Raw genomic sequence first — 25,101 nt, 5'->3', positions numbered from 1 at the left:
TTGGGTCAAGGAATATTCAAAAACAACTCTTGTTAGTCTTCTAGCCTAAAGCCTATTCTTACCTCTACTTGAAAGAGGATTCCATCTTTATTAACCGATCCTCGAATCTCTTTGACCTCAAACCAATCCACATTACGAAGTGTTTTACTTGCTCTTTCTATAGCATTGCGAACCGCCTGTTGGATGCTTTCGGTAGAAGTGCCAATGACATGAACAATCTTATATACTTTATCTGACATTGGATTAATCCTTTTTGCTTTCAAATTACATCACAATGTTGCAAGATAAAAGCACTTTCAACGCATCAAATCATTTCTCTTTTGTCTCTGCCTAGCTTTAATTTATTTTTTAAAAGGTTCTACATGGAACAGGAATTTTTTTTCCCACCTCCTTCTCTGCCCACCCTCCATATCGCTCGAGTGCTTCTTGATAATAAAAGAGACTTTCTGCTAGACTATGCTATTCCCGAAGCCCTCGAGAAAGAAATTGTTTTAGGCACTCACGTTCGCGTTCCATTTAAGAAGGGATTTGGCAAGGGAATCGTCGTAGACATTCTTGAAAAACAAACCTCTGCGCTTAAACCCATTCTCTGTAGGGAAAATAAAGAATTATTAGTCCCTCAAAATATTCTCAAATTATGCAAGTGGATTGCAGACTACTATTGTAGCCCGTTGATTTCGGCTTTACGAACCGCCTTGCCTGATTCCATTAGAGCAACCATTAAACCAAAAGAAGACCTTCTATTATCTCTGCCTACGCATTTAGATCCTCTTTATATTCAAAGCAAAATAAAAAGATCCAAAAAAGAAAAAGAGGCTTTGGATTTCCTCAAAAAATGGCAACCCGCTTGGCTTTCTGAGCTTCCTAAAAAGACTGGGATTTCACGAAACATCTGGAAGAATCTTTTGCGCAAAGGGTTAATAGTTGGATTATCTCAAAAAAAAGAGGAAATCTATTTCCCGATCGTTCCTGATCATTCTGCCCCAAAATCCTTGACAGAAGAACAAAGCCATGCAGTCCGCTTGATCGAAGAGGAAATGCATAAAGGCCTCCCTCAACCGATTCTTCTTTTTGGAGTCACTGGTAGTGGGAAGACAGAAGTCTATATGCAGACAATTGAAAAATGCTTAACACAAAAAAAACAGGTTCTTCTCTTAGTCCCTGAAATTTCTTTAACACCACAACTCCTGGAGAGAATTAAAGCCAGATTTACAGCACAAGGAGCCTCTATTGGTTGCTGGCATAGCCGCATTTCCCGTAGTGAAAAAGCAACGCTTTGGTATGATATACTCCATGGCAAGATTGATATTCTTGTTGGCACCAGGTCGGCTCTTTTTGCTCCATTCCCCGTTCTAGGGTTAATCATTGTGGATGAAGAACATGAAAGCTCTTTCAAACAAGAGGAAAGCCCGCGCTACCACGGCAGAGACGTGGCCGTAATGCGTGCTCGACTGGAAGGAGCCCTGATTATTTTGGGTTCAGCCACTCCCTCCTTGGAATCGTATTATAATGCGATTAGCGGTAAATATAAACTAATAGAACTTAGAAAGAGGGTCGAAGAAAGAAAACTGCCTTCTGTCAGCATTATCGATCTAAGAAAACGCAAAAGGAAACTTTCCCAACAAGAAAAGAAAGGAACCGGTTTTTTTCTAAAGCCTGAAGAATTGGTTTCAGAAGAACTAAAAGAAGCCATAGAAAAAAGACTGGAAAGAAAAGAGCAAATTATCCTTTATATAAATCACAGGGGCTATTCCTCTTCGCTGCAATGCTCAGATTGTGGTTATGTCCTTCCATGTCCAAATTGTTCGATTTCCCTAAGTTTCCATAAAAACCTTGGGATTTTGAATTGTCATCTATGCAATTATTCTACTTCTGTTCCTTCTTTCTGTCCTACGTGTCGGGCAGTCGGAGCTTTTAAATTTTTGGGAAGCGGCACAGAAAAAGTAGAAGAAGCCATTCAACAAATGTTTTCCTCTGCTCGAGTTTTAAGAATGGATTCAGATACAATGAAAAAAAAGGGGGCAATGGAAAGAGCCTTAAGGGCCTTTGGAGAACGACAATTTGATATTCTTGTCGGTACTCAGATGGTTTCAAAAGGCTTAGACTTTCCTCATGTAAGCCTTGTAGGAATTGTTTCCATAGATGGTCTACTTCATCTCCCTGATTTTCGAGCATCAGAGAAAAGTTTCCAACAACTCTTACAGGTTTCAGGCCGTTCAGGCAGGGGTTCTGTTGAAGGAGAAGTCTTTGTACAGACACGAACCCCCTACCATCCAGCCATCCAATTTGCTAGGCACCACGATTATCTTGGTTTTGTTGACCAGGAACTAGAATTTAGAAAAACTCTTTTTTATCCCCCCTTCTGCAGAGCCATATTGATTCGCTTCATAGGGAATCCAGAAGAAAAAGTTAAGTTTATGGCAGAAGCATTCACTAAAGAAATTAAAGAAGCATTGAAAGATTCTAATGCTATCGTCGGTGAACCGACTCAGGCCCCAATTGCCAAAATCAAAGGCAAATATCATTATCAGTTATTCATACGCTGTCAAAAAGTCATGGAGATCAGTCAAAAGTTAAAGAAGCTGATTTTTGTCAAAGAGTCTGAAATGGGTATCAACATTAGATTAGATGTCGACCCTCAAGATCTTTTAAAATGAAAATGCAAGGATTAATAAAATTTTGATATTCTCTACACTATATTTAACTATAGAAGACAAAAAAGAGGTGATATATCCTTTGTAAGATGATCGATGCGGTGTATGTTTTGTTCTTTGTTGGCTTGCTATTTTGCAGCCTGCTCTACTGCATAGCATGCGATAAAGTGTGAAGAATGTAGCCTATGCTTTTTGTTCTATTTTTAGTTTCGCTCCTACTGCTTGTTTATTTGCTGGTGGTCATCCTCTGGCCTGAAAAATTTTAAATTTTACAAAAACAATGAAAGCATCCGATTGGATAGAACTTGGCCTTTTTATATCTATCCTTGCTGTTCTGAACAAACCCTTGGGAATACATATTTATAGAGTACTGGATACAGAAGGGAAAACTATTTTAGATGTCTTCTTCAAACCGCTGGAACATTTAACGTATAAAATTTGCTCAATTGATAGGTCAAAAGAACAAAGCTGGATAGAATACGCTGTTGGCATTTTACTCTTTAATTTTGTAGGCATGTTATTGACGTATTTCGTGCTAAGAATGCAGCATTTTCTGCCCCTCAACCCTGAGCATATTGGACCTATGGCCCCTCATATAGCGTTCAATACGGCCATTAGTTTTGGAACAAACACCAACTGGCAATCCTATATACCAGAAAAAGAAGTGTCCTATTTTTCTCAAATGGTTGGGCTTGCTTTCCATAACTTTACTTCGGCAGCTACTGGCATTGCTGTCGCCGCTGCATTCGTTCGGGGTATTGTTCGAACAGAGTTAAAAACTATTGGAAATTGTTGGGTAGATCTTGTAAGAATCACTTATTATCTTCTATTACCTCTATCTCTTGTTGGTGCCTTACTGCTGATTTCCCAAGGAGTTCCTCAAAATTTTCATGCCTACATCCGCTATCTTCCACTAGATAACAAAGCTCATGAAGGAGCTTGCATAATACCTCAGGGTCCTATTGCCTCTCAAGAAGTGATAAAACTTCTTGGAACTAATGGAGGAGGATTTTTTAACGCCAACTCCGCTCATCCCTATGAAAATCCTACTCCCCTTTCCAATTTTATGGAGATGCTCCTTATTTTTCTCATCCCTAGTGCTTTAACCTATTACTTTGGATTAAGTTGTAAGAAACTGCATCACGGCTGGTCAATTTGGGTAACCATGGTTCTTCTTTTTCTTGTTCTTAGCCTTAGCTGTTATTGGTTAGAGCATAAAGGCAACCCGTTTTTTAAACCTTATGGCATTGAACAATTAACCAATATGGAAGGCAAAGAAACTAGATTTGGAATATTTGAATCGACACTCTTTGCTGCTGTCACAACCGCTGCTTCCTGTGGAGCAGTCAATGCCATGCATGATTCTTTTTTGCCCCTCTCCGGAATGATTCCTTTGTTCAATATGAGCTTAGGAGAAATCATCTTTGGGGGAGTGGGCTCTGGATTATATGGAATACTGCTTTTCGTCATTCTTTCGGTATTTTTATTTGGTCTTATGATAGGCCGAACTCCAGGCTACTTGGGAAAGAGAATCGGTGCCTACGAGATTAAAATGGCAGTGCTAGCTCTAATGATCCAGTATATTTTAATCTTAGGCATGTCGGCATTGGCCATACATTCTTCATGGGGGACTGCAGCCCTAGGAAACAAAGGACCGCATGGATTGACTGAAATTCTTTATGCTTTTACCTCTACCAGCGAAAATAATGGAAGCGCTTTTGGAGGATTGTCCGCTACCTCCCTTCCCTATGCTATTTTCCTTGCCTTGGCTATGTTTTTTGGTCGTTTTTTGTCATTATCCCTGTGCTTGCCATTGCTGGCTCGCTTGTTTGCCAGAAACGCTACATTAGCCAAACGGTCTTCCCGACCAGTGGTGCTCTCTTTGTTTTTATCCTTGGGGCAACTATATTCCTGCTTGGAGCTCTGAACTTTTTCCCAGCTCTTACCTTAGGGCCTATCCTTGAGCATCTTATGATGGGCATGGGCAAAATGTTTTAAAAATCATGAAAACCTCCAAGAATGTTGTTTCTTTTTGGAGCTTCCCTCTTATTGCATCCGCAATAAAAGAAGCTTTTATAAAACTCAATCCTTTAAGTCTTTGGAAAAACCCCGTTATTTTTGTCACTGAAATTGGTGCCTTCATTACTACCATCGAATTGATTCGTTCTTCGGAATCCTTTTTCTTTACTCTTCAGATTAGTCTTTGGCTTTGGTTTACTGTTCTTTTGCGAATTTTGCAGAAGCTATTGCCGAAAGTAGGGGAAAGGCTCAAGCCGAAAGTTTAAAGCAGACTAGGACGGTGACGATGGCAAAGAAACTTGTCCAAGGAAAAGAAGTCATTGTCAACGCCAGCGAGTTAAAGAAAGGAGATCTAGTGGTATGCGTTGCAGGTGACACCATACCTTCTGATGGAGAAGTGGTTGAAGGAGCGGCAACGGTAGATGAATCAGCGATCACTGGCGAATCAGCTCCAGTAATACGGGAAAGTGGTGGCGATAGAAGTGCTGTTACGGGTGGGACGCGTGTCATTAGTGATCGGATTGTCATAAAAATTACTGCTGAGCCGGGCAATACTTTTCTTGACAGGATGATCGAAATGGTTGAAGGAGCCAAAAGGCAAAAAACGCCTAATGAGATTGCCTTAACCATTTTATTAGCCTCTTTAACCTTCATTTTTCTATTAGTGGTTGTGACGCTCGTTCCCTTTTTGAAGTATTCACAGGCTCCTGTTTCGATTCCCATTTTGACGAGCTTGACCATCTGTCTGATTCCAACAACAATAGGCGGCTTATTAAGTGCTATTGGGATTGCAGGCATTGACAGATTAGTGCAACACAATGTTATAGCTACCAGTGGGAGAGCTGTCGAAGCTTCTGGGGATATCGATGTTCTCCTGCTGGATAAAACGGGGACTATTACCTTAGGAAATCGGATGGCAACCGAATTTATAGCTGCCCCTGGTATAGATCACTATAGGCTGGTTGATGCCGCTCAACTTGCTAGTCTAGCTGATGAAACGCCTGAAGGACGATCGATCGTAATCCTAGCCAAAGAAAAATATGGGTTAAGAGGCAGAGAAGTGCTTGATACTCGCGCAAAATTCATCCCTTTTAGTGCTAAAACACGGATGAGTGGAGTTGATTTTTTTTCTGCTGATGGATCTTGTTGCGAAAGAAAGATTCGAAAAGGGGCCATGGATGCAATCGAAGCGTATTTAAAAGAGATGGGGGGAAGTTTACCCCAAAAGGTAAAAGAAATAGTAGAAAATGTCGCTAAAAATGGAGGGACCCCTCTTGTTGTCGTCGAAGGCAAAGACGTTCTTGGCGTGATTGAACTAAAGGATATTGTCAAAGGGGGATTAGAGAGCGCTTTGCAAGGCTAAGAAAAATGGGCATAAGGACAATAATGATCACAGGAGATAATCCGCTGACTGCTGCGGCTATCGCCGCCGAAGCAGGTGTCGATGATTTCATGGCTCAGGTTACCCCTGAGCAAAAGCTAAAAAGAATCCGCCAAGAACAAGCTCTTGGTCATCTGGTCGCCATGGCCGGAGACGGCACCAATGATGCCCCCGCACTGGCACAAGCGGATGTTGGCGTTGCAATGAACACAGGGACTCAAGCTGCTAGAGAAGCTGGCAATATGGTGGATCTTGATAGTAATCCGACAAAACTGATAGAAATTGTCGAAATTGGCAAACAGCTTCTCGTGACACGGGGGGCCTTAACCACTTTTAGCATAGCCAATGATGTGGCTAAATATTTTGCCATTATTCCTGCGATGCTCATGTCCACTTTTCCAGAAATATCCCCCCTGAATATTATGCAGTTACGCACTCCCGAAAGCGCTATCCTTAGTGCCGTCATCTTCAATGCGCTCATCATTATTCTCTTAATCCCTATAGCCTTGAAAGGAGTGAAGCTAAAGACAATTTCTGCAGAGACTCTTTTAATCAAAAACATTTTAATTTACGGCCTAGGGGAGTAATAGCCCCCTTTGTAGGAATTAAACTTATAGACCAATTACTTTTCTTTTTACATCTCGCCTAAGAAAATACTTATGAAGCTCTTCCATAGCTTAGTTCTCTCCGTCAAACTAACCCTTCTGTTGCTACTTATTCTTTCTGGCATTTACCCCTTTACGGTATATATTTTGGGAAAACTCTTTTTTCCTTATCAGTCAGAAGGCAGCCTAATCATTGATTCGAAAGGTCATGTGCGTGGCTCTTTGCTCATAGGACAGAATTTTGATTCTCCAAGATATTTTCATTCGAGACCTTCTGTTTCCAACTACGATGGACTCAACTCTGGAGGCAGTAACCTTGCTCCTTCTTCATCGGACTTTATTGAAACGATAAAAAAAAGAGCCGATCACTATAGAAAAGAAAATGGTATTGCCTCCTCAAGCCTTATCCCTGCTGATGCAGTCTGCTCCTCTGGAAGTGGGCTCGATCCGCACATCAGCCTCAAAAATGCTCTTCTGCAAGCTCCAAGAGTAGCTAAAGTAAGAAAAGTGGATATAAAAGCTATAGAGAATCTTATTTTGAAAAATACTCAAAATCCTCTTGCTAATGTTTTTGGTGAAAAAAATGTCAATGTCCTGAAATTAAACCTTGAGCTCGACAAGGAATATCCGCTGCCATAATGTATAGGGATCATGGGTAAAAGTTACAAAGAAATCACTGCCGAATTAAAAGATTTTATTGTAAACCAAAAAATTTTCTTTGTAGCTACAGCCACTGCTACCAGCCGAATTAACATTTCTCCCAAAGGATTAGATACGCTTCGAATTATTAGTCCTAAAAAGATTCTTTGGCTCAACCTGACTGGGAGTGGTAACGAAACCACTGCTCATCTTACCACCGATGGAAGAATAACCCTTATGTTTTGTTCTTTTGAAGGTAAGCCTCTCATTTTGAGGCTTTACGGCAAAGGAACAGTAATTCATCCGTGGGAAGCTCAGTGGGAAGAATTTCTTATTCTTTTTCCCTCCTTTCCAGGCTCCAGACAAATCATTCAAGTCGATATTGATCTTGTGACCACTTCCTGTGGATTTGGTGTTCCTCTTTTTCAATTTAAAGGAAATAGGGATAGCCTTATCCAATGGGCAAGGAAAAAGGGAGACAATGGAATCCGTACGTACTGGAAAGAAAAAAATGCTAAAAGTATCGATGGAATTCCAACTCCATTTTCTGACAATTCTTTTTTAGTCCATAAAGGGAATGAGGCTACCAGCCAGGAAAGCTAGAGTTTGCATGAAAAGGACTCATTCCATAGCTATCCTTCAATAGGGAGGCTACCATTTTGTCTTCCATGGCAATAACGTTAGAGGATAATTTCGCTTTTTTTAGCTTCAAGTTTTGCTGGCTGAAAAGATAACATGCAAACTCTGCTACAATCCTTAACGTTTTCTCAGCTTGGCCGGAATGGCTCAGATGATATTAGATTGGAGAATTAGATCGGCATTTAAAAAAATCTGACCTTTGCGAGTGAAAAGAGTAGATTGCAGCCATTAAAAGAATGGAATATTTCTTTCTTATATAGCAGAGTCCATATCTAGGTTTCCCACAAGGATTACATTCCACTTCCCCAACCATAATCTACCTTCAGGGATGGGAACGCTTTGAGTGTTAAAGCAATGTAGTACATCTGAATGGAAGGGCTTCCAGGAAACATGATGTTTTGAAAGTTAAAGGAAAAAACCCAATCTTGGAGATCTCTATAAATGGTGAAATTTTCAAACGGAATATATCCTCCTGTTCCTTGATAGGTTAACATACCCATGACCTGCCAGTCTTTGTTGATCCGCCAAAAATCAGAAATGAAAACGGTGTTTTGCTGCCCAATAAAAGCCTGTTGATAGGCATTTAGCAACGATCCGTTTAAGCTCAAAGCACCAGTGGGACCCACAGCAGGGAATGTAGCGGTAAGAGGTATTGTCAGAAAGCTCACTGGAACTTCCACATTATTCAAATAGGAATAGCCAAGAGTCAGATCATTGGCTCTATGAAATTGATAGGTTACGGCTGTCGTCCAGTTGGTGTATCCTAAATCAGCTGTAGGTAATGCGATATCTGAATGCAAATTAAACCAAGGTACAGGATTAATATCCACTACTCCATAGACTTCGTCTACCGTATCACTCATGGGAATGAGTAGCTGATTGTATTTTCTATCCCAATTCGCATCAACAAAGGCAGTAAATTCAGCTAGATTATATGTACTCCCATCTCTTTTTGTCTGAATCCTTTGCCGTATTCCGCTCCTCAGATACGTCATACCAAAAAGGGAATCAATCGAAGGATAATTCATGAGATTAATCACAGGGGGGGTAATCGTTGGGAGAAAATTATCAAATCCTAAAACTTGATAAGGATTGTCATAAGGATTGGGAATATATTGAAAATTCATAAAAGGCTGAACGACATGTCGTATCCCATGAATCCCTAGTAAAGGGATGTCCACATTTTCCCAAACTTTCGACAGCTTAAAGGAACTTTCAAGGCCTGCTACAAACAGGGCCCTACTAAAATCCAATCGACTAGCCGTAGGAACGGCACTTAACACATTTTGATCACTCCAATAAGTCCCTTCAAATCCGATTCTTGGAGTCACTGAAAGCCAATGGAAATATTCTTTCGGATAGCTCAATTCCTGATAGGTATCCCAACGGTACCCTCCATAATTACTTAGAAAGTACGGCGGAGGGAGAGCCAGGAGTTGGGCGGGCGTTAAGGTTTGAGTCCTCGCTAGAGGAAAAAGAAAACGATTAAGAGGCTGCCATGGATAAAAAAGGCCGAATATATTGCCCGGAGTAAAATTCAGGTTTGAAAATTGCTGCTCGAAATTGACTACACTATACCGGGATTGATAGGCAATTGGGGTATTGAAAATTCGCGTTCGGTTCGTTAAAATTGATAGTTCAGGCAATCTGTTTATAGAATTAAAAAAGGGCATTAAATTATCTCTGACAAGAAGATCTGCTGTAAAATTAGGATTATAATAATTCAGCCAAGCCACATTGTCAGGCTGTCGATTATACATATAGGTATTCCAAAGAAAATCCTCTAGTACATAGGGATCCGTCCAATAATTTAAATCTGTAGAAAGAGTAAATTCTTGAGTCAAAGGCATCTTCATAGCCAGATTAAACATCCCTCGATTTGGCCCCACATCAAACCTTGGAATAGATGTCGGATTAAGCTGAAAGTCGAAATCGTTGGCATAATAGGTTCTCAAGAATCCCATTCCTCCTTCACTAGGGATGAACTTGAGAATGGCTCCACCAGCAGGGCCTCTTAAGGACCTATAGTCAAGTTGAAAAGTCGCTGCCGCTTTTTCACTAAATTTATAGTTATAGGTAAAAGTGACAAACCATCCCCAATAAGAGCGTTCCCCAGGGATAATATTGTAACTGCTTTCTTCACTATTCAAAGGCTGACTGACAACTGGAAGCCATAGCACTGGAATCTTACCCATATAAACCGTGACGTTTTTCATCACTATCTTATCATTCGCATAAATATCAATCGTTTTGGCTTTTGTTTGGAAATAGGGATGCTCTCTATTCTCTACTGTAAACATGCCATTTTCCACATGATAATGATCCTCTTCAGGAGTGGTAAGTGTTTGACCGGAGGATAAAAGAGGAGTATCAAAGAGGCTCCAATTTAGAGCAGTTATGGCCTTCGTATCCAAATTATAGACGATATGAGAAGCTCTAAAGACCCTTTTTTCGGTATAAACCCTGGCATTGCCATCGGCAATGACTTCCCTTTTTACCGAATCATAGCTTATCTCATCTGCATAAATATCTGTTGCCCCATAATGTGCCACTGCATTGCCCTTAGCAACGGCAATGTTGCCCACAAAGTGTGTTTCTTCAGCAGTAATTTCCACAGGAATCTGTCCAGGAGGAACCTTTTGCTGTTCTTCTTCGCTTTCCGTTTCATCTGAATACTGGGCAAAAGCGGAGAGAGGAAAGGTTATCAACAGGCCTGCTAAAACTATGAAAAACGGCCCTTTTTTTGTAATTTTTGCCACAAGCTTTGGAAAGAAAGAAAAGAATGGCAAAAGAAGATTTTTCACGGCATTTAAGTTCCATGATTATGACAAAAAAGTTTCCTTTACAAGTTCAAAACGTTTGTTTTTAGACCTAATTTATAGCGTTTTTTCTGTTCTTTTTCTGAGCATAGAACTGACGAATGGTTTCTACAACCCTTTCAATTTCTTCTTCACGGAGTCCGGGGAAAATAGGCAAAGCTAGAACTTCCTCTGAAAGCTTTTCAGCTATAGGAAAATCCCCTTTCCTATAACCAAGGAAAGAAAAACAGGGTTGCAGATGCAAAGGAATAGGATAATAGATTTCTGTTTGGATCCTCTGCTCCCTCAAATAATTTCTGAGCCTGTCCCTATCTTTTTTACCCTGATGACATACTGGTTGAACGTGTGGGTGCCACGAACCCTATTCGGCAGGAAAATGGGATAACCCCACTCTTTTTCTAACCAACTAGATTTTTCCTCCTGTTGCCTTGTCTGACAAAGACAAGGATCGGGGCATTTTATGGCAACTCCTGAAGAAAGGAAAGCTTTCTCATACAATTGCGCGTTTTTTATTCTTTGAGCAATAAGACTATCGACAGCGGCCAGTCTCACACTGAGGAAAGCGGCTTGCATCTCATCCATTCTGAAATTACCGCCAAGCCATTCATGGGAATATTTCTCTTTTGAAGAACCATGGACTCTTAAAGCCTGGATTTTGGTGGCTATGTCATCTGAAGAGGTAGAGACTAAACCAGCTTCGCCAAAAGCAGCCAAATTTTTAGTAGGGAAAAAGAAAAACACCCTACCGAACCGAAAGTCCCTGCTTTCTTATTACCAATCGAAGCACCGAATGCCTGAGCGCTATCTTCTATAAGAAAAAGATGCTTTTTTTCTTCGATTGCTTTGAATCCTTCCATGTCGGCACACTGTCCAAAAAGGTGAACAGGGATTATCCCCTGGGTATTGGAACTGATCCTTGCTTGTGTTTCGGAAGGAGAAAGCTGAAAGCAGCCTGGACAAACATCTGCAAAGACTGGTTTTGCTCCAGTCCTCGCAACAGAACTAGCTGTTGCAAAAAAGGTAAAGACTGGACATATTACTTCATCTCCAGCCTTTACCCCGAAAGCCATAAGCGCTAACAAAAGAGCATCGCTTCCCGAAGAAACTCCAATGCAATGTTTTACATTTAGATACCTTGCAACTGATTGTTCGAAGCTCCGCACTTCCTGACCAAGAATATATCTTCCACTTTCAAAAACACGAGAGAAAGCCTGTTCGATGCCCTTTTTTTCAAGGCTGAGCATTCTCCTTAAATCCATGAATGGAACTTCACAACTATTTTTTTCTTCCACATTGACCTCTCAACTTTTATTGGCAGGAGCTTTCTTGCCATTTCAAAAGATCTTCTTCCAAAGCTTCTTCGATGTTCCTGATTTGTATCCCACAACTTAGTAGCTTCGAATTATCAAGCACACAGTTTGATCTTGGAGCTTTGACATGCTTTAAAAATTCTTTTTCGTTCTCAAAAAAAGAAATTGCTTCCCTTTGTTTCTGAGCTTTTTACCTAATGGAGAAGCAAGGATTTTTTCAACGATCTCTCTGGTGGTTATCGATCCTGTATTGGTGATGTGATAGATGCCAAAGGGTAGTCTCTTTTCCCAACATTCAAATGAAGCTCTTACAAACTCTTCGATTTCAGAAAGAGAGTTCCGAGCATCCAATAAACGGGAATAAAACAAAAGCTTAGAAAGATAATTTTTGGGATGATCCTGCCAGTGAAATGGCATACGCAATCTCCAAATATAACAAGAGGTACCAACTAAAAGCTCCTCAGCAAGAGCCTTACAGCCACTATAGAAACTGCAGGGAGAAGCCCTAAAAGAGAAATTTGGTGGATCTTCCTCCTGAAATCCTATTCGCTGGCCATCTGGTCCAATGCCCTTATCCCCCTGATAGACACAACCTGACGAGACCTGACCAAATACAATTCCTTTTTTCGTGCATACCTTGGCAAGAATGCCAGGAATAATGACATTGCCTAAAAGACAGTCAACTTTGTTTTCTTCGCATGCATCTACATTCGGTTTGCCCGTATACCCTACAGCATTGATAATGAAATCGGCTTCAATTTTATCGAGGAACGCAGTGAGTTGTTTTTCGTCCGTCAGATCTACTTCTTTGTGGGTTGGAGCAATAAAATCCAATCCTTTGGACTGAAGCATCTTTTTATAAAAACTGCCCACATACCCGCTCGATCCAAACAAGACTATCATGATAATTTTGTATGAAATCCTTATTTTGCGTTCAAGAACGATTGTGGGCTCTTAAGGATGAAATATAACTTGAAGACTTAGGATTCCATCCACCCCCCGTTCCTTTCCTCCCTTTTCTCAAGCAGGATAAGAAAGTTATTCAGTGTTAGTCCAATTCTAAATTCTTTCTGAAAATTTCCGAATCCTTAACCCCTATATCATCGTATCTTATTTCGGTTTGAACTGTTCTACCCAACCATTCCAATAGCACTTTAATCCGTTCTCTAGCCGGGACAAAACCCAAGACAATGCATGAAAACCCTTTAAAAGGTCCTTCAGCAATATTGATCTTCGATCCAATATTGACTTTTTCTTGAACCATTTTAATTCCATTCTCGCCAAACATTGTTTTTAATTCTGTAATAAAACAGTCCGGTACAACAGGATAGGTGGATCCGAAATGGACAACGCTCCTTACTCCTTTGGCAGAACGAACGAAAATTAGCTTGGATAAAAGGTTAAATTTTGCAAAGAGATACCCAGGGAAAAGAGGTTCCAAAACTAAAGAGGATTTTTTGCTTCTAATTTTTTTGTAAAGAATCTGAGGGAAAAAAACTTCAATATTTTCCTTTTTTAAATTTTCTATAGCAAATTTTTCTTTTTTAGGGTGAACAGAAAGACAATACCATAAAGATTCATTCGTCCATTGCTTTTCCATGATTCTCCCGAAAAGTTAGGCTATGCTATTGAAAACAATTCATTTATATTTTAATAAAACGCGAGGGAAAAAAAACATTATCTTACCAGAGCAGCACTTCTACCAGTTCCGTAGAAGTGCTAAAGCTTCTATGTTAATTTCATTGCCATGTTAAAAGCTGGATTAGTTGGACTACCAAACGTAGGGAAAAGCACTCTTTTTAACGCCTTGACAAAAAGCAAAAAAGCCGAGGCTGCTAATTATCCATTCTGCACGATCGATCCAAACATCGGCATTATTGCGGTAGCGGACAAAAGACTTGAGGAGCTAGCAAAAATTTCAAAATCAATAAAAACTATTCCCGCAGCGATTGAAATTGTCGACATTGCTGGATTAGTAAAAGGGGCAAGCCAAGGAGAAGGGTTAGGTAATCAATTTTTAGGTCACATCCGGGAAGTGGATGCCATTCTTTTGATTCTCCGTTGTTTTGAGGGAACAGAAGTGCATCATATTACTGGTAGAGTCGATCCCGTGAAGGATCTAGACATCCTTCTGACCGAATTGTCTTTAGCTGATTATTCCACCATAGAAAAACAGTTCGAGAAAGTCAAAAAGAGTGCGTCTGCAAAAGGCAAAAACCTGGTCGATCCTTCTCTATTAGAAAAAGCATCCCATTTCTTGGGTAAAGGAATCCCTCTTTTTTCCTTAAATCTTGATCCGCAAGAAATGAACCAACTCAAACGGCTTTCTTTGTTAACAACAAAACCTATTCTTCTTGTTTGCAATGTCGATGAAAATGAGCTTAGTCTTGGTGAAAAAAACCCCCTCGTTCATAAAGTCATTGATTATATAAAAACACATCCTTTTTATGACTATGTCATTCTTTCGGCACAACTAGAATCTGATTTAAATGATCTTGATTCAGAAGAAAAAAGAGAATACTTGCAATCACTTGGTCTAAAGGATTCTGGTTGTGACCAACTCGTTCAAAAGGTTTATAAGCTATTAGGACTGCGAACGTTTTTTACAACTGGGCCGAAAGAAACCCGCGCATGGACCATCCATGCCGGCGATACAGCTCCCAAAGCAGCTGGCGTCATTCATTCGGATTTTGAAAGAGGTTTTATTGCAGCCGAATGTCTTCGATTCGAAGATTTTGTTTTCTTCGGGTCCTTTGCTAAGGCAAAAGAAGCAGGAAAACTAAGGATAGAAGGGAAAGATTACGTTATTGCTGATGGAGAAATTGTTGAATTTCGCTTCAATGTTTGAACCCGACCTTTAAAGAATTTTTCCTTTCATTTCACAACCTTGTACTCCTGTTCTACCAAATTGTTTTTCAAGCTCTTTAAATCCAATCTTTATCCATGTGGGTCTCCCATGAGGGCAAGTATGCGGGAATTTGCAAAAGAAAAGGTCCCTAACAAGTTTTTCTTGTTCTTCCCTAGTAAGCAAATCCCCAGATTTGACTGCTTTTTTACAAACCGATAAAGCAATATCTCTTTGCCAGTAGAGTCGGGCAGTTTTTTTGTGCCTTTCCAACTCAACAAGTTCCAAGAGAACTTCTCGCAAAAACATTTCGTAATCAGTTCTTTTAATTCCACTTGGAACAGACTCCAATAGAAAAGAAGAAATGCCAAGGGAGCGTATTTCAAAGCCAAGATCTTCAAAAATGTTCAAAGAGTTTGAAAGAATTTCAGCTTCCGTGGCAGAAAGGGTGATAAGAATCGGAGTCAAAAGCTTTTGTGCCTGTTTTTGAGAGGCATGAAACTGCTCTATCATTTTCTCAAATAATACCCTTTCATGAGCGGCGTGTTGATCAATCAATAAAATCCCCTCTTTGATTTCAACAGCAATGTAAAGGGAGGAAAAAAGGCCTACAATTTTGTATTCAAAAGGATTGTTTGGCAGCTTAGTTTCATGAGTTTCTTTGGGAAGAGAAGAGGTGTGATTTGTAAACAGATCTTCTTCAGATAAAGATTCATTGACAGAGCTCAGGCAACTTTCTCCAATAGGCGTACTATCTGTAGTTAGAAGAGTTGGAAGATTTTGCTCTTTTTTCTCAAAACAAAAAGAAGAAGGTACCGATATCCCTTGAAATTTCAATCCATCTAATAACACTTGGCTTACAAACTTTCTAAAAGCATATTCTCTTTTAAAACGAACTTCTTTTTTTGTTGGATGCACATTCACATCAATCTCATCAGGGCTGACTTCGGCAAAAAGAACACAAAGAGGATAGAGCCCTTTCATTAGGGAATTTCGGTAGGCATCGATGACTCCTAATGAGAAACTCTTTGATTCCACTGGCCGTTTGTTGACAAAAAAGAACATGTCTTCCCTGGAAGGTCTTCCTACCCCAGGTTTGCTTATGGCCCCATATATTCTGAATCCCTCCCCTTCTTTTTCAATCCATAAAAGTTCTTTTGCCCATGTTTCTCCAAAAACAGAATAAATTCTTTTCCAAAAATCTTCGCCTTTTTCCCAACGTCCTTTGCCCCCTGGACTATGATCATATCGAATTCCTATTTCGGGATGAGATAGAGCAGAAAAAATAAGCTGCTTTTGAAGATGTAGTAGTTCGGTCCTTGGAGATTTCAAAAATTTAAGTCTTGCTGGAACATTGAAAAAAAGAGAGCTGACAGCTATTGTTGTTCCCTCCAATCCACCTGTTTCATTGACTTGAACTATTTTTCCACCATGGACTTCAATAACGATTCCTTTAGAAGTTCCTTTTTCCTGGGTAGCCAGACTAAATTTAGTCACTGATGCAATGGCTGGAATGGCTTCTCCTCGGAAACCATAAGTAGTAAGTCTAGAAAAATCACTCAAGGAGACAATCTTACTTGTTGCATGTCTTTCCAGACAAAGAAAAGCATCTTCCCTACTCATCCCACAGCCATCATCCTTTACCTTTATCCACGATATTCCTCCAGATCTGGTTTCAACATCGATTTGGGTGGCTCCAGCATCAATAGAATTTTCAATCAATTCCTTAAGGACTGAAGCTGGCCTTTCAATAATCTCCCCTGCAGCTATCTGATTCGAGACTTCTTCGGCCAAAATGTGAATTTTCCTTCCCATTCTCTATCCCTATTAAGGATTCAAATTATTGAGTTGTCTTTGTATATTATCTTTCCTTACTAATTATGAACTTCCAACAAAAGAAAATAGCTTTCTTAAGGCAAAGATTCCAGATATTCTCTTTAATTTTAATTTTTTTTCCCTCTGCATTTGCTTTGGAAAATTCGCTTCCAACCAGCAAAGAGGCTCCACCCTTCTCTCTCACAGAATTTAGAGAGAAAACTCTTTTTCTTATTAATCGCTTCCGAAAAGACCAACATCTCTCTGCACTACGCTTAAGTCCGGAACTCAATGGAATCAGTCAACAATGGGCTGAACATATTGCACAACAAAGAAAACTTGTCCATCGGTCCTTAAACTCCTTAAAAGAAATAACCCAAAGGGAAGGATGGAGTCTAATCAATGAAAATCTGCATTATTCAACAGCGGGAGCGGATCCAGAAGAAACCGTTGAAGCATGGAAAAAAAGTCCTGGGCATCGGAAAAACCTACTGGATGAAAGCATTCAGATAGCCGGAATTGGAGCAGCGTTTGCAGATAATGAGGGATATGTAGTATTTAATGGAGCTGCAATCAAACAAATGAATGGAAATTCGCCATCCTCATTACCTCATTTTCTTAGAAAGATATTCCCAAAAAGCCAAGAACGCGATGAAGATCCTGAATAGACCGAAAGGTAATTTCTATTTTCCCCGAATTTTTATCCCCTTTTATTTTGACTGGAGAACCGAATTTTACACAGAGCTCTTTTTCGATGTTTGAGAACAAGAAATCTGATTCTCTTTCTTTTTGAACTTCTAATGATTTTTTTTTCTTTTCGTTATAATTTCCTACAAATTCTTCGGTTTTTCTGACCGACCATCCTTCCTTGACTATTTTTTGAGCCACTTTTTCTTGCATTTCTTTATCTGCAAGACCAAGCAACACTTTACCATGTCCCTGACTTAAACTGCCTTTTTCAATAAGATCCTGAACAGGCTGGGACAAAGTCAACAATCGCAAAGAGTTAGCGACAGTCGCCCGATTTTTCCCAAGCCTCTGTGCTACTACCTCTTGGGTCAGCCCAAATTTTTCGATCATAAGGGCATAGCCTCTAGCCTCTTCGATTGGATTCAGATCGCTCCGTTGCAAGTTCTCCATTAAAGCAATCTCTATGAGATCTCTGTCCGAGGCTGTCCGGATAATCGCAGGAATAGTTTCCAGTCCAGCGCGTATGGCTGATCTCCATCTTCTCTCTCCTGCAATCAACTCGAATTGATTTTCACTTTGTTGCCTGACAATTACAGGCTGCAGTAATCCCTTTTCTTTAATCGACTCGGTTAGTTCTACCAGTTCTTCTTCACGAATCACTTTTCTAGGTTGATACGGATTAGGAGAAATGCTATCTACCTTGATCAAACTAATTTTTTCTCCCAGCTCTTCGCTCGGAACCGATGAAAAAAGTGATTTTGTATTGATTAAGTCACTCAAACCTTTACCAAGGCTTCTTTTAGACATATCTTCTTAGGTATTTTCCATCAAGTTCAATAGGTTGAAAAGAGAAATCAAAAAGATTTTTCTTAAAACAACTAAAGGAGAAATAAAGAACAAAGACATTTTCTTTGAAAGATGTTTAGGCTTTTAATAAAGTACATTGAAAGTATTCCTTCAGAATGGCGCGGTTAGCTTAGTGGTAGAGCGCTCGCTTCACACGCGAGAGGTCACAGGTTCAATCCCTGTACCGCGCAGAGTTTATTCATTTGCCCCGGTTCGGGAATCCATTTTGCGTAAATCCAACTCCGCAATATATTCTTGAGAGGATTCATCAAAATACACAACAAAACCTTCTTTATCAGCAATTTTTTTCATCGATTCATTCAGTGGCAACATTCTGCCAATGATCCACGCAAGCTTTTCTTTTAGACCAATTTCTTTAAGCTTGCGTAAAAGGAGGGTTCCAAGTCCTTTATGCTGCCATTGATCCTGGATGATAATGGCAAATTCAGCTCCTTCAAATCCATGGTATTTTCCAAGTCTTCCTACACCAATGATTTCTCGAGGCTGGTCTGCTACAAGGATCTGAGCAACAAGCACAATCTCGATGTTATAATCTGAAAAACATATTCGAGATAATCTCAAATGATCGACTCTTTCTTCAAAGGATAGATTTTGAAAATAACGGTAATATACTGATTCTTGAGAAAGGCCTTTATGAAATTCGATCATCAATGGTTCATCTTCCGGTCTAATTGGTCTAATCAAAACGCTCGTGCCATCCAAAAGCCTCTCCTTCCATATATACTCTAAAGGATAAGGCCGAATTGCAGGAGGACGAATAGTGCTCTCATCGATTGTGAATGAATGAGGAACAATCCTTGCATCCAGAGCTATCACCATAGAGCCGTAGACTAATAGTGGATTAATATCTATCTCTTTTATTCTGGTTTCATATACGAGGAGTTCACTGAAACGGACCAAAGTTTCATTCAGTTTTCTTATATCCACAGGCGGAATGCCCCTAAATCCATGAAAAGCTTTCGCTATTTTAGTCCGGTTAATAAGAATAGAAGAAAGGGCCGTAGTCAGAGGCGGAAGGGCAAGTGCATTGTCTTTATAAATTTCTACAAACATACCTCCAGATCCAAAGAGCATGACTGGCCCAAACTGAGGATCAGTTGTTCCCCCCAAGATCAGTTCAATTCCTTTTTCTGAAATCATTCTTTGAATCGATACACCTTCAAAGGCACTTTCGGAAGCATGTTTTATTGTATTCTCCCTAATTTTTCGAAAGGCTTTTTCCAGAGAAGCTTTATCGGATATCCCTAGGATCACCCCTCCTACATCGCTCTTATGAGAAATTTTTGTCGAATTTAACTTAGCAACCACTGGATAACCAATTTCTTCAGCAATAGAGACGGCTTCCTGTTCGTTTTTTGCCAGGAAAGTTTCATTGACTCCAATCCCATAAAAACGGAGGATTTCTTTGGATTGATACTCTGTTAAAAGTGTGAGGTTTTTTTCTTTCAATTTCGAAAGCAGTTCCTGCGTATTTTTTTTGGCTTTAAGTATCTCTTCTGAAGAACTAACAAGGATAGGAGTTTCATAAATCGCTGAAAAATTTTTCCTATGGAGCCAACCAAAAGAAAAAGACTGTGCGGCTTCTTCGGGAAAATCAAAAGTTGGTATTCCCTCTTTTTCAAGGATCCTCCTACTTTCAGAGACAGATTCTCCTCCCATCCAACAGCAAAGCAGGGGCTTAGAGTAATGCTTTGCTAACAAAGCCACTTCTTGAGCCGTTTCTTTAGGTTTAGTCATAGCTTGTTTTGTAAGAATAACGAGCAGACCATCGGCATTTTCCTCTTCTAAAAGGATCTCTAAAGCCTTTCGATAGCGTTCCACATCAGCATCTCCCAATATGTCCACGGGATTAGCATGACTCCATGCTGGAGGGAGAAAAGCGTCTAATTTACGAATGGTAGCCTCTGAAAGTTCGGCAAGTTTGCCACCAGTAAGCACAAGCTTGTCGGTTGCCAAAACGCCAGCTCCTCCTGCATTTGTTAAGATGGCAAGCTTTGGACCTAACGGCAGAGGCCTTTGGCTGAAAAAAGAGGCCAGAGAAAAAAATTCAGAAAAAGAATCCACCCTTAGCACACCCGTCCGGAGAAAAGCAGCATCCAAAACGGCATCACTACCTGTCATTGAGCCCGTATGAGATAAGGCTGCTTGAGAACCTTCCTTTGATCTTCCAGCTTTCAATACCAAAATAGGCTTTTGGAAATTCAGTTGTCTGGCAGCAGAAAGAAATGATGCTGGATCCCCAATGGATTCCATATATATAAGGATCACCCTGGTTAAATGGTCTTCAGCGAGATAAAAAAGAATGTCTCCCCAATCTACATCAGCTAAAGAACCCAAAGAAAAAAAAGCGCTAAATCCAATGTCTCGACTTAAACTCCAATCCAATACAGCAGCCCCTAGGGCTCCACTCTGACTCAAAAAAGCGATATGCCCCACTTTAGGCATTTGAGGTAAAAATGTGCCATTGAATTGAACCGAAGGAAGCATGATTCCTACACAATTAGGACCAATGATTCTAAGTCCCCCTCGCCTGGCTATTTCGACAACCTTTTGTTCTAACAACCTTCCTGCCTCTCCAATCTCTTTAAAACCGGCTGAAATAATCACTGCTCCTTTAACAGAGGCATGCACACAATCTTCTATAATCTGAGGAACAGTGATAGCCGGCGTTGCGATAATCGCTAGGTCAATAGAACTGGGAACATCTTTGATGGTGGGATAAGACTTTCTCCCAAAAATTTCCGCGTGATTAGGATTCACCGGATACAATATGCCTCCCCATTTGATCAGATTTTCCATCAAAGCCCTTCCGACAGAAAATGGTTGTTCTGAAGCACCTACGAGGGCTACCCGTTTGGGAGGAAGAAAATTCCTTATGCCGTAAGTTCCCACAATAAGTTTGGAGCTGATCTGCATCGCTAAGAGTATCTTTGAGTTTAAGAGGACTGAAAAAGGTTTTTTTCAAGCTCCAAGATATTTAAAGTCGTTTTAATAACGACATCCGCACTCAATGAGAGGCTATCTATTCCCTCTTTGACGAGAAACTCGGCAAACTCAGGATAATTACTGGGAGCTTCTCCACAAATCCCAATCTTTTTCTGTTTCTGTTTTGCCGTTTTTATTACAGAAGAAATCATGCGCTTGACCGCCTCGTTTCTTTCGTCATAGAGGGAAGCGACAATTTCAGAATCCCTATCTACTCCAAGGACAAGTTGAGTCAAATCATTCGAGCCAATAGAAAAACCATCAAAAATCTCGCAAAACTCTTCGGCCAGAATGACATTACTGGGAATTTCGCACATCATGTAAATCTCAAGCCCCTTTTCGCCTTTTTTAAGACCATTTTTCTCCATTTCGGCTATCACTTTCTTGCCCTCTTCTACCGTCCTTACGACTGGAATCATGATCTTGATATTAAAAAGGCCAAAGGTTTCTCTCGCTTTCCGTATAGCTTGACACTCCAAAGCAAAACCTTCCTGATACCTTGGATTATAATAACGAGAAGCCCCCCTGAATCCAATCATCGGATTGCGTTCTATAGGTTCAAAGTCTTGACCACCTATCAAATTGGCATATTCATTGGTCTTAAAGTCACTAAGCCTGACTATGACATCCTTTGGATAAAAGGCTGCGGCAATCATCCCAATGCCTTCGGAGAGTTTCTCCACAAAAAAATCCGTTTTCCTTGGATAGATTTCTGTCATTTCTATAATCTTCTTTTTATCTTCCCCTTCTTTTAACTGGTCAAAATGCACTAAAGCCATAGGGTGGATTCTGACATAATTGGTCAAAATAAACTCTTCCCGTGCTAATCCTACCCCATCATTGGGAAGGAAAGAAAGATCAAAGGCCTCTTCAGGATTCCCTACGTTCATCATGATCTTTGTCCGAGGCCGTGGGATGTTTTCCAAATTAACTTTTTCAATTTCAAAAGGAATTTCTCCATTATAAACTTTACCCACCTCTCCTTCTGCACAGCTTACCGTTACGATCATACCATCTTTCAAAACCTCCGTCCCTCTTTCTGTGCCTACAATAGCAGGTACCCCTAACTCTCGGCTAACAATAGCCGCATGACAGGTCCTTCCGCCCCGATTCGTCACAATCGCCTTGGCCTTCTTCATTATAGGCTCCCAATCAGGGTCAGTCTTTTCAGTCACAAGAATTTCGCCTGGCTCGAACCGATCTATCTGTTGGATACTTTTAATAACCTTGATTTTCCCATGAACAATTTTTTCTCCAACGCTTCTTCCTTCAATCAGAACAGGGCCAGTGCCTTTGAGGCGATAAAATTCTAAAACGTTCCTAGCTTTCCCTCCATGTACTGTTTCTGGTCTAGCTTGAAGCATAAAAAGTTCTCCACTCAGTCCGTCTTTTGCCCACTCCATATCCATGGGAGTAAATCGACCATGGAGTTGAGAATAGTGTTCTTCCACAATACAAGCCCACTTGGCCAGAGTAAGGATCTCTTCATCGGATAAAGAAAATTTTTTCCTCTCTTCTGGGGGCACAGGAACATTTTTTACAATTTTTTCTCCCCCGATATCGTAGACGAGTTTCATTTCTTTGCCCCCCAATCTCTTCTGTAAGATTGGCTGAAAACCCTGCATCAAAGTGGGCTTGAAAACATAAAATTCGTCAGGATTGACGATTCCTTGCACGATATTTTCCCCTAGCCCATAAGAAGAATTGATTAAAACCGCATTGCGAAAACCTGACTCTGTATCAATAGAAAACATCACTCCCGAGCAAGCCAAATCCGATCTAACCATTCTTTGAACCCCAACAGAAAGAGCTACTTTTGTATGCTCAAATCCCATGTCCGACCGATAAGAGATGGCTCGATCAGTAAACAAGGAAGCAAAACACTTTTTAATTGAATGCAGTAAATTATCCTTACCCCGAACATTTAAATAGGTTTCTTGCTGACCAGCGAAACTAGCACCAGGGAGATCTTCAGCGGTAGCACTTGAGCGAACTGCTACATCCACAGCCTGTTGTTTAGCCTCTTTATTCAGGTTTGCATAGGCATTTATAATTTCATTTTCAAGTTCCTTGGGCATTGGGGAATCAATGATTAAGGCCCTAATTTTTCTACCTCTATCCCTCAAATTCTCAAGGTCATGTGGATCCAAGCCTGAAAGCAACTCTTTTATCTCTTCTTCCAGCCTGTTTTCAGATAAGAAAAATCGATACGCTTCGGCTGTTGTAGCAAAACCATTTGGCACTTTTATGCCTTTGGAAGAAAGATGAGAATACATTTCCCCAAGAGAAGCATTTTTGCCACCAACAAGAGGAATGTCTTTGAGACTGATCTGATCGAACCATAAGACGAAGGGTTTCTTATCTTTTAGACTATTAGGGGTCGGATTCATGCATCACCTCTTTTTTGTAAAAGTTGTTATTTTTAGTATTAGAGAAAAAAGAAGCTTTTGTCTCACTGTGGGAAAGTAAAGGGATCTTTTCCCAAAAACAACCCTTGTGTTTCTTTAAGCATATTTTGGTAGATAGGTCATAGAGCTTCACTTAAGGAGGCTTTTTTCTTTGCCTAGCCTGTCTTTTTTCTTACCGGATAAAAGAGTTTTTAGCCAAGATAATGCTAGTCTATTTTTTGAGCTAAAACTCCCTTGAGGTATTCGGTTTCAGGAATATTGAATAAAATGGGGTGATCAGCACTTTGCGGCAAACAATTCAGATAGCGAAGTCTTGTATGAGTCTCCCAGGAAGCCTTGGCAATCAACTCTTTCCATTCTTCCATCATAATATGATGCGAACAACAAAAACTTGCTAAATAGCCTCCCACCTCCAACAAATTTAAGGCACGCAAATGGATCTCATGATAGCCGCGAAAAGCCGATTCTTTTTGAACTTTTGTTTTGGTAAAAGAAGGGGGATCGAGAATAATCAAATCAAATTTCTGCTTTTCTTTTTCTTTTTTCCGCAGCCAATCGAAAGCATTTTCACATACCCAATCTATTCGCAGGCCAAGCGAATCAGCATTTTTTTTCCCAATATCGATTGCAGCAGCAGATTGATCCACAGCAATACAATGCTTTGCGCCTTGAAGAGCACAAAATATTGAAAAAAGACCTTGATACGAAAAACAATCCAGCACTCTTCTATTTTTAGCCATAGTCGCAATCAAATGATAATTGGCAGCTTGGTCCAAATAAAGTCCGGTTTTCTGCCCGTTGAGAACGTCAACTAAAATACTCACCCCATCCAAAGTAACAGAAAAGGGTTCTGGAGCCTGTTGCGCTAAGCATTCTTTTGTTAGAGGCAATCCTTTCTAGTAGCCGTACCGGAGCATCATTTCGAACTATAATGTTAGTGGAAGAGGTTAGTTGTCGTAAGCTCTCTAGAATTTCTCTTCTTTTTCGATCAGCTCCCGATGTCAACAGTTGAACAACATACCAATCGGCATAGCGATCTATGACCAATCCAGGAAATCCATCTGATTCAGACCAGAACAACCTATAAGCGTTGCTTCTTTTGCCCAAAAAAATCTGCTCTCTATATTTAAAAGCGTTGGTCAGGAAGGATAAAATAATATTCTTATCCAGAGGAACTCTTTCCCTCGAATAAATCCTTACAGCAATTTGAGATTGACTATTCCAAATTCCCACCCCCAAATTTTGACCATTGGCAGAAACTACTTCTACAACATCTCCATTTTGAAGATGCTCATCAAAATGGGAAATCTCTGTTCGATATACCCAGACATGACCTTCTAAAATTCTGTGCCTTCCCTCCTTTATCAAATAGACTTTGCCAGAAAAAGGAGATGGCTCCATACAGTTTTAACCACGTCTTTATGT

General features: G+C 40.2%; 16 protein-coding genes, 1 tRNA gene and 3 pseudogenes. 9 read left to right on the top strand and 11 right to left on the bottom strand.

All coding sequences use genetic code 11. The annotated features are described in order from the left end of the window. Positions 1 to 32: 32 nt before the first annotated feature. The gene (locus kam1_RS00170) at positions 33 to 239 is read right to left on the bottom strand and encodes a dodecin (RefSeq protein ID WP_039721532.1); all 207 of its coding nucleotides are present in this window, start codon (positions 237 to 239) and stop codon (positions 33 to 35) included. Between the two features lie 123 nt (positions 240 to 362). Between kam1_RS00170 and priA the strand changes: the two genes are divergently transcribed. The 6 genes and pseudogenes from priA to kam1_RS00140 all read left to right on the top strand — a co-directional run bounded on the left by priA (position 363) and on the right by kam1_RS00140 (position 7,901). Further along, positions 363 to 2,657, top strand: a complete 2,295-nt coding sequence (priA, locus tag kam1_RS00165; RefSeq protein WP_143958135.1) for a replication restart helicase PriA — start codon at positions 363 to 365, stop codon at positions 2,655 to 2,657. Positions 2,658 to 2,839: 182 nt separating this feature from the next. Next, on the top strand, positions 2,840 to 2,920 hold the full coding sequence (gene kdpF / locus kam1_RS11160) for a K(+)-transporting ATPase subunit F (RefSeq protein ID WP_079254257.1): 81 nt from the start codon (positions 2,840 to 2,842) through the stop codon (positions 2,918 to 2,920). Between the two features lie 14 nt (positions 2,921 to 2,934). Next, positions 2,935 to 4,565: pseudogene (kdpA, locus tag kam1_RS00155) on the top strand (potassium-transporting ATPase subunit KdpA); the annotation flags it as partial. Positions 4,566 to 4,657: 92 nt separating this feature from the next. Beyond that, positions 4,658 to 6,703: pseudogene (kdpB, locus tag kam1_RS11155) on the top strand (potassium-transporting ATPase subunit KdpB). A 10-nt stretch (positions 6,704 to 6,713) separates the two neighbouring features. Then, positions 6,714 to 7,298, top strand: coding sequence for a K(+)-transporting ATPase subunit C (kdpC, locus tag kam1_RS00145; protein ID WP_039721529.1), 585 nt, complete (start codon positions 6,714 to 6,716; stop codon positions 7,296 to 7,298). Positions 7,299 to 7,310: 12 nt separating this feature from the next. Continuing rightward, a complete protein-coding gene (locus kam1_RS00140; RefSeq protein WP_039721528.1) occupies positions 7,311 to 7,901 on the top strand; it encodes a pyridoxamine 5'-phosphate oxidase family protein in 591 nt (196 codons plus the stop codon). A gap of 326 nt (positions 7,902 to 8,227) precedes the next feature. Here kam1_RS00140 and kam1_RS00135 read toward each other — a convergent pair whose 3' ends face one another. From kam1_RS00135 to kam1_RS00120, 4 genes and pseudogenes are all read right to left on the bottom strand, one after another. Continuing rightward, complete coding sequence (locus kam1_RS00135; protein ID WP_235277284.1) at positions 8,228 to 10,741, bottom strand: LPS-assembly protein LptD; 2,514 nt, start codon at positions 10,739 to 10,741, stop codon at positions 8,228 to 8,230. A gap of 67 nt (positions 10,742 to 10,808) precedes the next feature. Next, a pseudogene (locus kam1_RS10915) lies at positions 10,809 to 12,015 on the bottom strand (DegT/DnrJ/EryC1/StrS family aminotransferase). Between the two features lie 183 nt (positions 12,016 to 12,198). Next, positions 12,199 to 12,969 (bottom strand): sugar nucleotide-binding protein, encoded by a 771-nt coding sequence (locus tag kam1_RS00125; protein ID WP_244946084.1) that lies wholly within the window; start codon positions 12,967 to 12,969, stop codon positions 12,199 to 12,201. 145 nt (positions 12,970 to 13,114) lie between these two features. Beyond that, positions 13,115 to 13,666 (bottom strand): transcriptional activator RfaH, encoded by a 552-nt coding sequence (locus kam1_RS00120; RefSeq protein ID WP_039721526.1) that lies wholly within the window; start codon positions 13,664 to 13,666, stop codon positions 13,115 to 13,117. Positions 13,667 to 13,813: 147 nt separating this feature from the next. Here kam1_RS00120 and ychF point away from each other — a divergent pair, with 147 nt between their 5' ends. Beyond that, positions 13,814 to 14,914 (top strand): redox-regulated ATPase YchF, encoded by a 1,101-nt coding sequence (gene ychF / locus kam1_RS00115; RefSeq protein ID WP_039721525.1) that lies wholly within the window; start codon positions 13,814 to 13,816, stop codon positions 14,912 to 14,914. Between the two features lie 9 nt (positions 14,915 to 14,923). Here the strand turns inward: ychF and mutL are convergent, their stop codons facing one another. Further along, positions 14,924 to 16,726: a DNA mismatch repair endonuclease MutL gene (gene mutL / locus kam1_RS00110; RefSeq protein ID WP_143958134.1), complete on the bottom strand. Its 1,803-nt coding sequence runs from the start codon at positions 16,724 to 16,726 to the stop codon at positions 14,924 to 14,926. 155 nt (positions 16,727 to 16,881) lie between these two features. Here mutL and kam1_RS00105 point away from each other — a divergent pair, with 155 nt between their 5' ends. Continuing rightward, positions 16,882 to 17,394, top strand: a complete 513-nt coding sequence (locus tag kam1_RS00105; RefSeq protein ID WP_172616743.1) for a CAP domain-containing protein — start codon at positions 16,882 to 16,884, stop codon at positions 17,392 to 17,394. On the opposite strand, the gene kam1_RS00100 is transcribed toward kam1_RS00105, so the two are convergent. Beyond that, complete coding sequence (locus kam1_RS00100) at positions 17,345 to 18,223, bottom strand: ParB/RepB/Spo0J family partition protein (RefSeq protein ID WP_039721523.1); 879 nt, start codon at positions 18,221 to 18,223, stop codon at positions 17,345 to 17,347. The two genes, kam1_RS00105 and kam1_RS00100, sit on opposite strands and share 50 nt — an antisense overlap. Before the next feature lie 158 nt (positions 18,224 to 18,381). Between kam1_RS00100 and kam1_RS00095 the strand changes: the two genes are divergently transcribed. Further along, positions 18,382 to 18,453, top strand: a tRNA-Val gene (locus kam1_RS00095). A gap of 4 nt (positions 18,454 to 18,457) precedes the next feature. On the opposite strand, the gene kam1_RS00090 is transcribed toward kam1_RS00095, so the two are convergent. From kam1_RS00090 to kam1_RS10230, 4 genes are all read right to left on the bottom strand, one after another. Next, positions 18,458 to 21,199 carry a bifunctional acetate--CoA ligase family protein/GNAT family N-acetyltransferase gene (locus kam1_RS00090; RefSeq protein WP_143958132.1) on the bottom strand — a complete coding sequence of 914 codons (2,742 nt, stop codon included), beginning with the start codon at positions 21,197 to 21,199 and terminating at the stop codon, positions 18,458 to 18,460. A 20-nt stretch (positions 21,200 to 21,219) separates the two neighbouring features. After that, positions 21,220 to 23,658 carry a phosphoenolpyruvate synthase gene (gene ppsA, locus kam1_RS00085; RefSeq protein WP_039721522.1) on the bottom strand — a complete coding sequence of 813 codons (2,439 nt, stop codon included), beginning with the start codon at positions 23,656 to 23,658 and terminating at the stop codon, positions 21,220 to 21,222. 224 nt (positions 23,659 to 23,882) lie between these two features. Then, positions 23,883 to 24,500: a class I SAM-dependent rRNA methyltransferase gene (locus tag kam1_RS10235; protein WP_244946083.1), complete on the bottom strand. Its 618-nt coding sequence runs from the start codon at positions 24,498 to 24,500 to the stop codon at positions 23,883 to 23,885. Continuing rightward, on the bottom strand, positions 24,484 to 25,077 hold the full coding sequence (locus tag kam1_RS10230; RefSeq protein WP_244946082.1) for a hypothetical protein: 594 nt from the start codon (positions 25,075 to 25,077) through the stop codon (positions 24,484 to 24,486). Before kam1_RS10230 ends, kam1_RS10235 begins: the two co-directional genes overlap by 17 nt. Positions 25,078 to 25,101 lie beyond the last annotated feature (24 nt).

This window comes from Methylacidiphilum kamchatkense Kam1 (genome assembly GCF_007475525.1).
In the GTDB taxonomy this organism is placed as follows: Bacteria; Verrucomicrobiota; Verrucomicrobiia; order Methylacidiphilales; family Methylacidiphilaceae; genus Methylacidiphilum; species Methylacidiphilum kamchatkense.
This window is presented reverse-complemented; position numbering and strand designations above follow the sequence as displayed.

Excerpts from the sequence above, each read along its gene's own strand:
- kam1_RS10230 (WP_244946082.1), bottom strand. The coding sequence starts at position 25,077 with ATGGAGCCATCTCCTTTTTCTGGCAAAGTCTATTTGATAAAGGAGGGA.
- kdpF (WP_079254257.1), top strand. The coding sequence starts at position 2,840 with ATGCTTTTTGTTCTATTTTTAGTTTCGCTCCTACTGCTTGTTTATTTG.
- kam1_RS00125 (WP_244946084.1), bottom strand. The coding sequence starts at position 12,969 with ATGATAGTCTTGTTTGGATCGAGCGGGTATGTGGGCAGTTTTTATAAA.
- kam1_RS00100 (WP_039721523.1), bottom strand. The coding sequence starts at position 18,223 with ATGTCTAAAAGAAGCCTTGGTAAAGGTTTGAGTGACTTAATCAATACA.
- kam1_RS00170 (WP_039721532.1), bottom strand. The coding sequence starts at position 239 with ATGTCAGATAAAGTATATAAGATTGTTCATGTCATTGGCACTTCTACC.
- mutL (WP_143958134.1), bottom strand. The coding sequence starts at position 16,726 with ATGGGAAGGAAAATTCACATTTTGGCCGAAGAAGTCTCGAATCAGATA.
- kam1_RS00120 (WP_039721526.1), bottom strand. The coding sequence starts at position 13,666 with ATGGAAAAGCAATGGACGAATGAATCTTTATGGTATTGTCTTTCTGTT.
- kam1_RS00090 (WP_143958132.1), bottom strand. The coding sequence starts at position 21,199 with ATGCAGATCAGCTCCAAACTTATTGTGGGAACTTACGGCATAAGGAAT.
- priA (WP_143958135.1), top strand. The coding sequence starts at position 363 with ATGGAACAGGAATTTTTTTTCCCACCTCCTTCTCTGCCCACCCTCCAT.
- ychF (WP_039721525.1), top strand. The coding sequence starts at position 13,814 with ATGTTAAAAGCTGGATTAGTTGGACTACCAAACGTAGGGAAAAGCACT.
- ppsA (WP_039721522.1), bottom strand. The coding sequence starts at position 23,658 with ATGAATCCGACCCCTAATAGTCTAAAAGATAAGAAACCCTTCGTCTTA.
- kdpC (WP_039721529.1), top strand. The coding sequence starts at position 6,714 with ATGAAGCTCTTCCATAGCTTAGTTCTCTCCGTCAAACTAACCCTTCTG.
- kam1_RS00140 (WP_039721528.1), top strand. The coding sequence starts at position 7,311 with ATGGGTAAAAGTTACAAAGAAATCACTGCCGAATTAAAAGATTTTATT.